Annotated in this window: 8 protein-coding genes and 1 pseudogene; 4 read left to right on the plus strand and 5 right to left on the minus strand. The window is 45.3% G+C overall.

The features are described from left to right. Positions 1-39 precede the first annotated feature (39 nt). The 3 genes and pseudogenes from BT142_RS16730 to BT142_RS19760 form a co-directional block, all read left to right on the plus strand. Complete coding sequence (locus tag BT142_RS16730) at positions 40-378, plus strand: hypothetical protein (RefSeq protein ID WP_072419073.1); 339 nt, start codon at positions 40-42, stop codon at positions 376-378. 14 nt (positions 379-392) lie between these two features. Then, positions 393-590, plus strand: a complete 198-nt coding sequence (locus BT142_RS16735; RefSeq protein ID WP_072419324.1) for a hypothetical protein — start codon at positions 393-395, stop codon at positions 588-590. 749 nt (positions 591-1339) lie between these two features. Then, positions 1340-1519: pseudogene (locus tag BT142_RS19760) on the plus strand (transposase); the annotation flags it as partial. 188 nt (positions 1520-1707) lie between these two features. Here BT142_RS19760 and BT142_RS16745 read toward each other — a convergent pair. From BT142_RS16745 to BT142_RS16755, 3 genes are all read right to left on the minus strand, one after another. Further along, positions 1708-4377, minus strand: a complete 2670-nt coding sequence (locus BT142_RS16745; protein ID WP_242872025.1) for a family 43 glycosylhydrolase — start codon at positions 4375-4377, stop codon at positions 1708-1710. Between the two features lie 418 nt (positions 4378-4795). After that, positions 4796-7909: a pectate lyase family protein gene (locus BT142_RS16750; protein ID WP_072419325.1), complete on the minus strand. Its 3114-nt coding sequence runs from the start codon at positions 7907-7909 to the stop codon at positions 4796-4798. Positions 7910-8024: 115 nt separating this feature from the next. After that, on the minus strand, positions 8025-10229 hold the full coding sequence (locus BT142_RS16755; RefSeq protein WP_072419326.1) for a substrate-binding domain-containing protein: 2205 nt from the start codon (positions 10227-10229) through the stop codon (positions 8025-8027). Between the two features lie 157 nt (positions 10230-10386). On the opposite strand from BT142_RS16755, the gene BT142_RS16760 reads away from it, so the two are divergent. After that, the gene (locus BT142_RS16760) at positions 10387-11187 is read left to right on the plus strand and encodes a helix-turn-helix domain-containing protein (RefSeq protein ID WP_072419327.1); all 801 of its coding nucleotides are present in this window, start codon (positions 10387-10389) and stop codon (positions 11185-11187) included. A gap of 42 nt (positions 11188-11229) precedes the next feature. Here the strand turns inward: BT142_RS16760 and BT142_RS16765 are convergent, their stop codons facing one another. Both BT142_RS16765 and BT142_RS16770 read right to left on the minus strand, forming a co-directional pair. Then, positions 11230-13437, minus strand: coding sequence for a family 43 glycosylhydrolase (locus tag BT142_RS16765; protein ID WP_072419328.1), 2208 nt, complete (start codon positions 13435-13437; stop codon positions 11230-11232). 269 nt (positions 13438-13706) lie between these two features. Continuing rightward, entirely contained in the window at positions 13707-14600 is an 894-nt protein-coding gene (locus tag BT142_RS16770; protein WP_072419329.1) for an SUKH-3 domain-containing protein, read from the minus strand. Between the last annotated feature and the right edge of the window lie 145 nt (positions 14601-14745).

Here is a 14745-nt window from a genome sequence, read left to right on the forward strand (position 1 = left end):
CTGTTCGGAGCGGCTGGGGGAAGATAGTGAGGTGAGAGCATGACTGCGATCGATAAGCTGCTGAAAAAGATAAACCTTGAATACGAATCCATGCGTGAAATCTGGTGGGACATGACAGCCGATGAGCTGATTGAGAACGCCGAACAGATAGCAGCCGTCAAGTTCATCAGAACGAATATTGAATCCTGTATTCTCGATGATGCGGCTGACTATCTGCTCAGTTTCAAGAATCCGCTGGAGGTGCTGATGGGCACTCTTGCCAGCCGCTACGACCCGATGGATATAGCGGCAAGAGAAACATTCAGCGAAATGCTCCGTGAGATTTATGACAAGCATGATCTCGATTCGGATTTTGAGACAGGTATGAAAATGGAGTAAGGAGGCATGATAGCTTGACAAAATACGGAATATGGAAAACTCGCTACACGCAGAATGTGGCATTGGTATTTGAGGATTGGGTGCGTCAGAACGGCGTACCCGTTTTGTTTTCTACGGAGTATGCGGCACTTGAATACAAGCATGGAGAGGAAATGAAGGTCTGCAATGATAATATAGAGTTCGAGGTGAGACAGATAGAGGTGCCGGAATGAGTGCGAAGCTGATTAAGATCCTCGTCATGATACTCTCTGACGAAAAGCTGAGGAAGAAGCTAATAATTCTTGTGCTGAGTATTGCGTTCGGGTTTATTTATCTGCTCTGCCTGCCGGTCATTGTGTTTTCAAATCTCGGCTCGGTCAATCTTGGAACTGCGGATATTGACCTGTCACAGCTCACTGAGGACAATTTCATAGCGAGTCTCGACAGCGAGCAGGCGGCAGAACTTGACGCACTGAAGTCCGCCGGAGGCAGTATCGAAGCGGAGATGGCTGCGCTCGGGATAGCCGACCAGACGATCAAGGCACAGCTTATCTATGTGTCTTTTTTTGATAACGTGGATGATTTTAATGCCAACAGTTATGCAAATCTGTTCAAGACTGCGCCTGACGATGCCGCCCTCATCGACAGCATAAACCAGAACTATGGTCTGGAAATAAGTTACGATTACTTCATGCACACCTACACTTTTGTGATGAACAACACGATAAATCCGTATATGTTCAGTGACCCCACGACTAAGAACGCTGCTGATTTGGCGGCGTGGGCGAACAATGCGTATGTGTCGGGTTGGGGTTACAAGGCAGGTTTTACCGGTCAGAAGGATACAGAAAAGCAGCTGCGCTACTGTGATAATGCAGGTATGATGATTGGCTATCTGAATTATATTTCAGACAGCAAGACGTTTGGAAATGCTTACGATACGCTGACTTTTACCGAACAAGGCGACCTTTCCACGATGCCGGAAGGCGTATTCGGAGTGCTGAAACAGGATCATGGCTTCAGAAGATTCCTGTGCAGGGGCAAAAACAACATCAGAACTGAGTTCCTTTTGCTGGGACTTGCATACAACATAAAGAAGTTTTTTGCTAAGATCTCAGAAAACCGACTTGGAATTTCTCTTTTTGAACTGAAAACGGCATAAAAACCAGCAGAACATAACACCCCCGAGTCCTCTTTTTTGAAGAGGGCTTGGGGGTGTGCGCACTGAAACAGCTTATTTCACCAGTTAATATATTTTTTTACTCTGATGTTCGGATATGGTTAGAGGGTGCTGCGGTTGCAACAGCCTCTTTGTCTTTACTGATATTCAGTCATACTGTTCTTGTCATATCACATGACAACGACAGTAACCGCATTCTTGATAGCGTTTGCAACGTCCCAGGTGCCGTTTACTCTTGCGGCGATGGCTACCTTGTAGGTCTTGCCCGGGGTCATGTTCTTGGGAGTGGTGAAGGTTGTGTCGGTCAGGCTCTGGGTCTGGATCTTCCACTTGCCTGCAATGTATGCCGCTATACCGTATCTGTCAGCGCCCTCAACTTTGTCCCATGTGAATCTTATCTGATGAGAGGTGGAATTTGTCACTACATTTATATTCTTGGGATATGTTTCGCCATTGGGCTGGGGATCCGGCTGAGGATCGGGCTCTGTGGCCTTTTTGTATACAGGCTCTAACACGTAGCTCGATTCGCTTCCGTCTGATTTTACGAGAGCGTAGCTGCCGTCTGCGTTGCACTTTATTGTGTAAGTGCCTGTCTTGCCGTCCTCTTCGGTGAGACTGTATCTGCCGTCATCCAGGCGCTTTACTGTGCGATTTCCCGTCAACTTGCCGTCGGTTACGCGGCGGAAGCTGTATAAACCGTCATTGATCGCGGGGTGTACCGGCGTTACCGTGAACAGCTGGCAGTCGTAGGTATTGTAGGGATACTGTGCGATGTTGCCGCCGTTTTCCGTTGACCACTCGAACACATCCAGCGAGCTCTTGCCGCCCGAGCACTTTGTAAGGAAAGCGTAATAGCCGTTGTTCTCGACTACCTTGAACAGCTGTGTATCAGCACCCGTATAGGTCGCCAGCTCGGCGTTTGCACCATCAGCAGAGGAAGTCACGGTGATAACCTTTGTTTCGTCGCCGACAGATGCTATACGGCACCAGCCGTCGTTCTCGGCGATTATACGGAACTGCTGTGCGAAGCAGCCGTTAGCCTCCCACTGCTGTATATTGGTACCGCTCGCAGTCTTGCCTTCGGGAAGGTCAAGTGAAAGACCGCTGTTCTTGTTGGCGATGAAATAGCTTACGCCCGAGAGAAGGTTCGTGCCGCTGATCTTCAGAGATGCGCCGGGGGCTTCGTTCCTGACGGTATCCCAGTCGAACACGAGGTCGTACTCTGCGTTGGTATAATCACCTGTGTAATCACGGTCGCTGCCAGTGAACTTGTCATTTTTCGCACCCCATACGGACTGGTTGTTGCTGCCGACCGCGGTGAAGCTCATGACCTTTGTACCCTTTTCGTTCTTGCCTGCGTAGAAGTGACCCTTGTAGGTCTTGCCGCCGATAACGAGAGTCGCATCGGATGATGAAGAAGACTGCTTCCAGCTTCCGGACGCATCGCCGGAGATGGAACCATCGGAATTCAGATATATGGTCTTGTAGTTGATGATCTTTCCGTCGGTAGAATTGCCGTGATTGATATACTCATACTTTCCGACGATATCGCTCTCATTGTAGCCGCCCTTTGAAAGCTTGTCGCCCGCATACTCAAAAGGTGTAACAACAGGCCAGCCGTCTGCATTGAAATACATCTGATGTACACGCACCTGATGGCCTTCGCCGCCGTCATCGAATCTTGCGTGGTAGAAGAGGTACCACTGTCCGTCATCGTCGCGGAGAACGGAATTATGTCCGCAAGCCATATATGCGCGGTCGAGGGTAGAGAACTTGTAGTTGCCCATGACTTTGAGTCCTACGGAATCGAGATTGGTGTTTGCATTCAGCACAGCCTGATTGCCTGCGGGATCTACAAAAGGTCCGAGAGGTGACTTCGAGCGGGATACGCGCATATTGTATCCGCCTGTCGAGGTAAGTCCGCCATAGGTCGTCCAGAGGTAGTAGTAGCCTGTGTCGGCATTGTATTCTATGAACGGACCCTCGCCTGATTTGTAGTAGCCGCCTGCGATCTTTGTGCCGAAATAGCTGTCTACCATTCTTCCGTCAGATGTAGTACCCGTCTTGGGGTGGATAACACGTCCTGTCTTGGGGTTGATCTCAAGAGTGAATATACCGCCCGACCATGAGCCGTAGGTCATGTACATCTTTCCGTCTGTGCCGTAATAGATAGTAGGATCTATGGCGTTCGGGAACAGATAGTTATTGAAATCGTGATTGCTGAACCAGTTGTTGTTGTAAGTGACCTCGCCCTTTGAGATCAGCTCATCGATGTTGGTGGTCGTGTATTTGCGGTTTACACGCTTTGTGTTGCTGGTAACATAGCTGTCATTGTCATAGAAGCCTGAGTAGATAAGCGTATCACCGAAGGTGTAAGGCCCCTTTACGGTCTTTGACCACGCGTAGCATATTACCGAGCGCTTGTAGGTCGAGCTGGTGCAGAAGTACATAACATATGCACCCTTTGTGCCGTCCTTGCACTGGAAATCAGGGTTCCATATTACATCGGGAGCCCATACAGCAAATCCGCCTGCACAGTCTTCGAGATCCTCGCCCGACCATGCAAATGCTTTTTTGAGATTATCCGATAGATTTCCGAACTCTACATTGTTGGTCCTTGCGTAACCGTTTGTAAAGCGATCCCAGTCAATGAGATTACTAGACTGCGCCGCGTCGATATGCGAGCCGAATACGTAGTACATACCGTTTGTCTTGATGATAGACGGGTCATGGACGGATACCCTCCGCCCTGCTGCGTCGGCGCTGATACTGTTGATGCCGATGCTCGAGATACCGAGACCAATTGCGAGCAGCGCCGCGCCGATCCTTTGTTTCTTCATAGTGATTCCTCCTGTTGTAATGTTGAGCATACTGATGTACGAATATCCTATTGAAGTTATTATATCATATTGATATACTGTTTGGAAATGACGTAATTTATCATTTTTCTGACCTTTTATCGCAAAAATGAACTGTAAAAACCATGACCACCACTGAAGTGGTGGTCTGCTCTGCCCCTAAAAAGTGGGTATTGAATCATTATATAGCATTGCTTGCACTACTACCCATAAACGGTCTATACTTCTTTCAGCCAAGGATCATAGTTTGCTTCATGGCTTCGCCAGTTGTTTCCCTTCGGGTGCGCTCATGCTAAAGCTTTTTAATTTCTCCGGCAGAAGCGGGGGGAATCTACGCTAAAGCTAAAAATCAAACAAGGCGAAACAGTTCATTTCCGTTCCGCCTTGATTTGCTTATGTATCAGCTTTTAAGTTTTTTTGATATGCTGAGTCCGATCTCTTTAGTCTGCTCTGCTATCATGGAGGCTATCTTTGAAGCTCCCGCATTGCTCAGATGAGTATTGTCGATAACAGTATGTGCTGTATCGGTGTAGCAGTGCAGTTTTGCAGTTTCCGAAGCACCGCCTGCATTGTACAGATTTGTATAAAGCTGTGTAGTAAGTGTAGTCATGTCGATAACGGCAACATCAAAGGTCTCGCCAAGCTGTATCATTGCCTGCTGATAAGGGGTGTGCTGCTGATAATTTGCCTGACCGTCAGAAGCACGTCGTGTTATCGGCGTTACCAGAACAGGGACTGCACCCTTGTTTTTGGCAAGGTTTACGTAGTATGCCATAAGTATATACTCATAGGAATATCTTCCTTGACTGTCCTTGCCGTTATTGTCGAGGTTACTCCAGTCAAGACCTGTGTATGTGCCGAGCCCGGGATACTGGCTCTCATCGGTCTTTTCATCGTTGTGTCCGAACTGAATGAACAGATAATCGCCTTTGCCGATAGAATTCTTCAGAGTCTGATAATTCTGCTCGGTAAGAAAGCTGCGTGAGCTTCTGCCGGACAGTGCAAGATTGTGAACATTCACACCGCTGAACTGCTCTGCGAGCTTCATTCCCCAGCCGTAACGATCGTAGGAAGTGCTGTAATTGTCTTCATAATTGCAGACGGTGGAATCTCCCACAAGGTAAACATTGCCCGAGAACACAAATCCGTCGGGTTCATATTCGCACTGTGTTTCAGCCGGTGGTGTGGTTTCATTTCCGGGCATCGTGGGTGCTGCTGAGTTGTTGATGCTGTCAAGCTGACGGCGCATATCGACAAGGTCTGATATGTTCAGACAGGTATCAAAGTTTATGTCGGCAGAAAGCTCATCCACAAGAGTGTCTGCCCCTACAAGATAACGGTGAAGATTATTAAGGTCGTCCTCATTGAACTTCCCGTCCTTGTTTACGTCTCCGATGTGACGTGCTGCTAAAACGGTATAATTTATACAGGATGCGGACTGTCCATTAGTACCGAGCGTAACTGTCTCGCCCTGACGTACACAACGGCTGTAAACATTAAAGATAACAGAGTTGCTTGCTGACATCTGCATCGGGGTCTTTTGCCAGTCTTTCAGCCAATTTGGGATATTTTCAACTCTTGAATCGAGTGCGACATACACTGTCATATTTCCGGCGGCAGTAAACACAGCCTGACTTCCCTCGACATTTTTTCCATCGCAGTTTGTCTGTATAAGCTCAGCACCTTTCAGGAAATCGGGAACAGAATAGTAGGTGAAATCTCTGTCAGTGAACACCTTGTCACCCTCTGCAAAGTTACTCTTTATGCTCCATTCTGCTTCGTTTTCTGTTTTCAGGTCCAGGACCAGGTTTCCGCTAATGGCAGGAGTTACTACCGGGTCACTCATAGACACGGACGGTGCAACGATGTATGTTGATGTGGGATACCCGCTCTTGTTCAGTGTCGCATAGGTCATAGTCGAAGCCGACGACTGCGGACCGCTGTACTTCTCGCAGTATGATTTTGCATCTGCTGCGGACTTTGCGGTATAGCTGTAATTTGTATTCGGTCTCCACGAGCAAGCTGTTGCAGTCTTTGCCGTAAGCGAATAATTCGAGCCTGTAAGTGTAGAGCCTTCCTCAGTATACTGTCCGGGGTACTTTGATGAAATATCACTGCTTGAAACGGAATCGTTCACCACCGAGCCTTTTCCTGTTCCGCCGTTGTAGTAATTGTTTTCAGCATAAAGCTTTGAAGCAGTGTAAATGGTATAGCCCATATCAAAATTCACGACGTAGTTATTGAACGAATGGAAGTAGCCGTAACGCATGAGCGCAGGCGCACGGGTCACGCATTTGTTGTAGAAGTTATCCGCAATTGTCACATGAGGCGTACCCTCAAATGCGTTGTAGGCTTCCTGCGTATCTACCGGATAACCGAGCAGAACGCCGTATTCATGCAGACCGAATTTGCAGTCGGAAATGGTGATGAAATCGGTGTTGTCATTGTCGGTATTGCCCTTGAAATTAAGGAATTTATCCCAGTCGTCAGTATTTGTTGACGCACCGTTCACCTTGTCATGACCAACAAAATCAACATGGTCTATCCAGAAATTATATCCGTATGAAAACTCCCAGATATTGTCGTTATTAAGTTCCTTGTCATGTGAGATCTGGATATTACGGAAAATGAGATCATGTCCCGGTCCGTAATTATTATTATAGGTGTTGAAATAGACATTATACAGCGAATGTGCCGCATAGCTGCCGGTCACGGTCTTGTTCGGCTGCATATATATTTTTGCATCATTGAAACGGTATCGACCGTTGCTGTCCTTTGTATAACTGCCTGTCTTGCTGATATTTTGAGTTATGACTATCGTGCAGGGGTCCGTGCTTGTGCAGGCGGCTTTGAGTTCGTCAAAGTTTCTGACCTCAACGGTCTTGCCAAGTGTTCCGCCGATGTTGCAAGCCTTGACATTACCGTTTGAATCCTTACAATAACCCGAAAATCCCTGCTCGCCGACAGCATTCAGAAGCCATTTCTGCTCGTTCTTACCGCTGTATGAAGAAAGAACTATCTTGTTACTGCTGTTTGTAAGCGCAAGAGATGTATTCTCATAATTCACTATCTTAAAGTGCAGGTCGGTACCATAGCTGTCCTTATCGACGGGGATAACATACCAATACTGCGACTTTTCATTCTCATTTCCGAAGATAATAGCCGGATTTCCCTCGGATACATTATATCCGTCAGGTGTAAGCACTCTGCCCGTACCCATATTGGTTATGCGGTAAAAGCTGCCCTTGCTGTCAGTTCCTGTGTAATCAAAACGCCAGCTTTCGTTAAGGGTGTTTTTCAGTTCGGAAGCCACCGCAGCCGATTTGTCATCGTAGCCGGAAATGTTGATATGCCGTGCGTTGTCGTAGGTGCTTATCCGCAGAAGCACCGCCGGATAGTCCGTGGAAATACCGGCTGCCCCTGCCGGAAGCATCGTATTTGCACAAAGCATAGTTACGATACTTACAATAACACAGACTACTGCCAGTATCTTCAGACTCAATACTTTTTTCATATTGTACCTCCTGTGATGATTGGGTGTCATTCTCCTCATTTTTGATTATACAACAAATCTGCTATGTTCTCAATGCAATATTCAATCCAAAAAGTGGCTTTTTCGGTCAAAAAGACTACGCCTGCCTTTGAGTATTATCCTTTCTGTACTGTGCTGCGGTTATGCCCGTTTTTTCCTTGAACTGCCGCATAAAATGATTATGGTTGTTATATCCGCACATTTCCGATATCTCCTGTATCCTCATTGACGTGTGCGTAAGAAGCTGCATAGCACGCCGTATCCTTGCATTGATAACATCGTCCTTAACACTGAACGAAAAGAGCTGCTTATAAAGCCTTTGCAGGTGGCTGCGGCTTATACCTATCGAATGAGCGATCTCGTCAACGTCCCATTCCTTTTGCGGCTCTGAAATGATGTTCCTTCTCAGGCGGTATATCTGTTCCTTATAGTCCGTATAATTGTTTTTGACTGCCTCTTTTTTATCCGTGACCTGCTGTATCATATCAGAAATGTTTTTTTCAATGTCAGCTATATCTACAGAATCAAGAGCTGAAACAGCGGTCAGAAATTCCGGAAGCCTTAGATCTCCGAGGCGTTCACGCAGACCCGACTCAATTGCTGCAACAAGGTTTTCTGATGTATTCATGATCGCCTGTTCATCAACGCCGGGTAGTATTATGGAATATACACTCTCACTTATCTTTGCACATAGCCTGTGGGAGCATATCTCCATTATAATATTCCCTATCATACTGTCAGGAGAGACTGAGCCTATTTTGTCAGGATAATAGGTCATCATAAGAAGCCAGCTTTTTCTGTTATCATTCCTGTATCCGTTTAGAATTTCAGGAGCGTTCACCATAAATCCACGCCTGTTGAGCATTCCGGTCACAGGGTCGCTTTCCGATAGCTTTTCGAGCTGACTGGTAAAATGCTGTAAATAGAGCTTTTTCTGCAATGATCTCACGCCGTTTGATATAGAATCACACCAGCTTACAAGGTATTCATCAACTGACACACGCCGGCTGTCGGTATAGCCTGCCGCTGTATAACCGTATATCTGTCCGGAACAATGCAGTGAGATCATTATGATAAGGTGAGGTTCATGCGGGATACTAAGTGCAGGCAGTATATCGGCGGTGCGGAATTTACAGTGAGCTTTATTATTATCGCCGATCCTTTTTGAAAGAAGAAGATACATTTCCTCCGGATAGCCGTACTGCCTGAAAACGTCAGGATTATTGCTGTCACCCTTCCAGTCATCGCAAAGGCATATATCCAGCCATTCTATACCTCTGAAAATGTGTCCGACTTCATCGATGCGTTCGCTCAGTTCAGTTATTGCCGAAGCCTCTGACATACGGTGGATAAAGTCGGTGGCAATGAACGTGCGTTTTTCTCTGTGACGAAGTATCATATCAATAAGATGCGGCTCCATAGGTATATCCTTACAGCATCCGCAGCTTCTTCCATAGCGGATAGTCTGAGAGAAAAGCTCCTGCTTCGGCATAGTGCCTTTAGTCATTTCATAAAGCCTGCAAACCGCATCAGCCCCGAACTGCTTGTCACGTCCGGTCACAGTCGTTATCGGCGTCTGACACATAAGGCTGTCCCATCCGCCGTCAAAGCCTGTCACCTTAACATCCTCGGGAACTCTTATGCCGTTTTCGGAAAGAGCAGCTATCAGCTCGACTGCCATAACATCACTGCAACATACCACAGCATCCGGACGTTCCACACTTCCGTTTGCAATATCCCTGCCAAGCTGTCCGGGAATACCCTTCCAGAAAAGTCCATAGACTATATCATTTTCGGAAATGCTTATGCCGCTGTCTCTGCAGGCATCCTTAAATCCGCGAAGCCGTTCCTCAGACGATCTGTGTCCGGGGATACCTGCAAGACAATACAGCTTTTTGCAGCTGTGTTCATCTGTCATGTGCCGTGTGATACGATACATACTGGAGTATTCGTCAGCCTCCATAGATACAGCCTTTGCACATTCTCCGCCAAGAACGAGACATGGAGTATCCGTCTGTGCGATATAGCCTTTTATCTTCTTTATGACATCCTGATTGTGAAAACGTTCAGCCGTAAAAATAATGCCGTCAAGCCGCTGAGTGTCGATAAGCGTGTAAATGTTTTCAAGTCCGGATACATAGGAATCATATCGCAGCTCACGTATAGAATTGAACACTCCGGTATAAATAACGATGTCATAGCCCAGTATCTGAGCCTGTGCGTAAGCACCCTCTATGAATTCATGGTCAAGAGGGCTGTTTATCTCAGGCATTATAATACCGAATCTTCCGATCGCATCCATACTGCTCGCCTCCTCGTTCTCAGTTTCATTTTATTTAATTGTAACTTACAAACAAATATCTGTCAATGCGGTTCTGTGCTGCATTTTCGGCATAATTGCGATATTTTAATTGACAAAAGAACTATATTTATGATACAATAATACAGAGGTGAGATGTATGAAATGTTTATGTGCCGGCTATCATCACAGACACGATGAAAGATTTGTCATCGACCGACCGGACGGTTCCGGTGACTGGCTGATGCTTATAATCAAAACTCCAGCGGTATTTCGAATTAACGGCGAGGAAATACACGCAAAAGCCGGCTCGTATATCATTTATTCCCTCGGCACTCCGCTGTATTACTCAGCGGACAAGGGCGAATATATTGACGACTGGCTGCACTTCTTTCCGGATGATGAAGATATGCGTCTTATCAGCGAGCTTTCCATACCTCTGAATAAACCGGTCTATGTAGGCAACGTATATGCCATTTCGACCATAATGAGAAACATATGCTTTGAGTACTATTCCGCGCATACTAACAGGCACCTGACAGTATCGCTCTATTTCAGGATAATGCTCTGCAAGCTGAACGAACAGGAGCGGTTCAGATACAAAGAAACCCATCTTACTGAAACAAAATATATGTCAGATCTGCTCTGGATAAGGGAGTCTATCTTCCGTTGGCCGGAGCAGAAATGGAATGCCGATTTTTTCGCAGATGAGCTTGGGATAAGCCGTTCACGCTTTCAGCACCTTTATACAGACGCATTCGGCTCTACCATGATACAGGATATAATCGACAGCCGCATACTCCGCGGCTGCGAACTGCTTACCACAACGGATGCAAAGGTCGAGGAGATAGCCGAAATGTGCGGATACAACAGCGTTTCGCATTTTGTAAAGCTGTTCCGTGAAAAAACAGGCATAACTCCCGCAGCATACAGAAAAGAAAACAAGAAACCGACAGAATAGAATCTGCCGGCTTCATTTATCAGAGAGGATTATTATGAAAGCTTATCTTATATCGTAGAAGATTTTTTTCTCTGCAATATACTTTTGCAGTATCTCAGCATCGGACATATCTACCCTGCCATCACCGTTCATATCGGCAGCCGAGATATGATATGTATATGAATCAGGCTTGCCGATAGCTTGTCTCAAAAGTATCAGATCGAAAATATCAACCTTTTCGTCAAGGTTTACGTCACCACGGATATAGTCCGGCTGGTTCATATAGGTCTCATTCGGGTCATAAGGCTTTGCCATGACCACATAGTTTACCGCAGAACTCATGTTCACTGCACTAAGCCTTACTTCCTCGCCGTTTCTGACATCCTTTTTATATACATTGTATGTAACTATAGGATCTCCATCATCAACGAGTGCAAGGTCTGTTTTTGTCCAACCTGAACCTGAAAGCCACGGCATCAGATTTCCCTCTGCTCTTGTATCGACCGCGACAAAAGCTGTAATATCAGCACCGGCTTTAAAGGATGCTTCATCACTTTGGAATTTCTTTGAGTCACATGACGTTCTTATCCATTCTGCACCTTTCAGCTGTTCGGGAACAAATGTGAATTTAAAGCTTCTGTCACCAAAGACCTCCATGCCGTTGTCTAAATAGCTCTGAACAGACCACTTGCTGCGGTTTGCAGTATCATAGACTTCAAGTGACTTGATATACTTTCCGTCAGCGATCGGTTCGGGAACGGTCTTTTTGGCAACGAGAGAAAAATCATCAACGAATGCCCAGTTGCCGGCATTAGCATCTGAATAAAAACCTACCTGTATTTTTCCGTTTGTCACTTTAATGTCACTGAGCGTTACTTCCTTCCAGCTGTCTATCTTTTTGTTGAGTGTGATCTGTCTGTCAGCACCGCCGTAATTCTTTATATAAACATAGCTCTGATTCTGTCCTCCGCTTGAACGCACCCAGACCTTCAGATCATAGGTCCCGTTCGGTACTGTAATATCCTGTGATAAGGTCGCTTTATATGCTGAGTCGCTCCAGTGCTGTGCACTCCAATTGCCTGTATGAGCACTGTTTTTGTTACTGTTTCCTGTGCCTGATGCCTTCCAGCCTGCCATTGTGGTCTGCGAAACTCTGTCAGCTTCAAAGCTGGGATTCAGTATATAATTGTTCCCTTCACCAACGCACCATTCTCCTGTCACGGCATCGAGTTTCCATTCGCTCAATGAATTGAACTGAACATCATTACCGTTTACCGTCAGCGGCACCCACTGATTATATCCGATACCATTGCCTGCAAAGTCGCTCCAGCGGTCTCCGCAAAAGAGGACCGTCTCCTGCTTTGTGCCTTTAACTGTATAGAAAAAGCCGGTCTGTGTGACATGAGAGAAATCATTGTCTGTTCCACCCATGACCTTCCAGCCCGAATACGGACCGTTTATGTTATCTGCAACCATATAATAGCTGTGAGAAGAATTCCAGCCGTGAAGATCAGAAGCACAGAAGTAATACTTACCCTTGTATTTGAACATACAATCGCCTTCGCGTCCGCTTCCCTTAGCTACCTCAACAGCCGGTTCTGCATAAAGGAAATCAGAAGAGCGCAGTTTTGAAACATACTGATGATTTCTGCCCCCTTTGTTCGAGCATATCAGATATGCCTGTCCGTCATCATCTACAAAAACGGTCTGATCGCCTGTACCCTGTTTCAGTACGTTAGTTATCTGATCCTGAACATTTTCGACTTTGAAATTTCCTGTCGGACTGTCACATGAAGCAAACATCACACTTTCATTGTACTGAGCCACAAGAACATATCTCTTTGATCTCGGGCAGTATGCTACTCCGAGCCTTCCAAACCAGTATGCATATCCGAACCCCTTAGTATTCGATGTCAGAACATCATTTTCAAATTTCCAGTTGACCAGATCTTTAGATGAATAGCAGGTAACAGATACAAATCCGGTATCACTGTTCTTTTTTGAAGGATTTGCAGCATAGGTCTCTGCACCCTTGTAGTGAACACCATACCAGTAATAAGTATCACCGAATTTGAATACTCCACCGCCCTGTGAGTAGATATTCCTGCCGGAGCTGTCTTTCCAGAATGTATCATTATATATTGTATTTAAACCCGCCGCTTCTCCCTTTAATGCAACATGATCCGTCATTACAGGCGAAAAGCTTCCCATACAAAGCATGACCGCCGACAATCCTGCCACAACTTTTTTGAAAACACCGTTAAGTATCATAACAAATCCTCCATTCACCGGAATTCCTCAGAATCATCTGTTTTTATGGTATCAGACGATCAAAGATTTGTAAATGAATGAATTTATCAAAAACAATGCTTTTTTTATCATTTTAAGAACCTATTGACAACGTGGTTTACGAGTAATATAGTGTATACAACGATATTATGTGCGCACATTAATATCTGAAAGTTCATATAAAAAGGAGGACTGATACCCGCAATATATCACTTTAATGTCAAAATGGTCACAAGATCAAGCGGGTACTATTACCCTAAAATCACATTAAATCCATTCATGATGGTTCTGCCGATAGGAGCTACCCAGTTTTCATCATAAAGTATAGTCGATATATTTTGTAATAAGAGCTGTCCGTCACCCGTGAGCCAAATTACTCCCTCGCAGTCATAACATTTACCGACGCATACAGCACTTTTGTCGTAATGATCATATATCCATTTTTTATCAAAATCATCGATGTATGTGTATTCACTGAACTGGTTTATCTCTTCATTGAAGATAAACAACCTTTCCATCTTTAGTACATCTCCTGAATAGTCAGCACAACAGACCCCTGAAAATTCTTCAAGGAATGCTTTCTGACAATCAGTTAAAGTAATGCCGTTTTCTTCACACTCTGCAATCAAACCGGAAATATCAACTTTCCTGCCTTCATACCAGCCACCGCTTTTAAGACGTTCGTAAGTTTTGGGTGAAATAGGAGCATGATGATCGTATTCGACCCTCATAAAATAGTCAAAAAGTTCCTCGATGCTGTCTGCGATCTTCTTTTTAGATTGATTATAATAACAGCCGTCATCAAGCAGATATGCGCTTTCGATCGTGTTTTTATCTTTGAAATTGCCGCAATCGGAATTTACTATCGTTCCGATAAAAACAGCCTTCTGACCAAATTCATCCCAGTAAGGGCATGGATTGGAAAACGGCATGAAAAAGAATCGCAGTCTGTCACCTGAAACGGCTTCATATCTGTCGATATGAAAGTAACCATATTTTTTGACAAGCTCCATGATCTGATCGCCCGTCGAAATACCTTGCTCAATGATTTGTTCCTCACATTTTTTTATGTGTTTATCTTTGTATTCGTAATAGCCGGAGAACCCCGGATGTTTTTTTATTTCATCAAATCCAATAAGACTCATTATTCCCACCTTAAAAATGAAATTCCTGTTTATATAAATATTTTGATTACATATCAATAATTATACATCATCACTAAAAAAAGTCAATCAAATAAATTCAGAAATTCCAAAGCCGAGATTATAGCCGTAAACCCAACCGTGCCGC

It is taken from the genome of Ruminococcus sp. YE71 (genome assembly GCF_900119155.1).
Lineage (GTDB): Bacteria > Bacillota > Clostridia > Oscillospirales > Ruminococcaceae > YE71.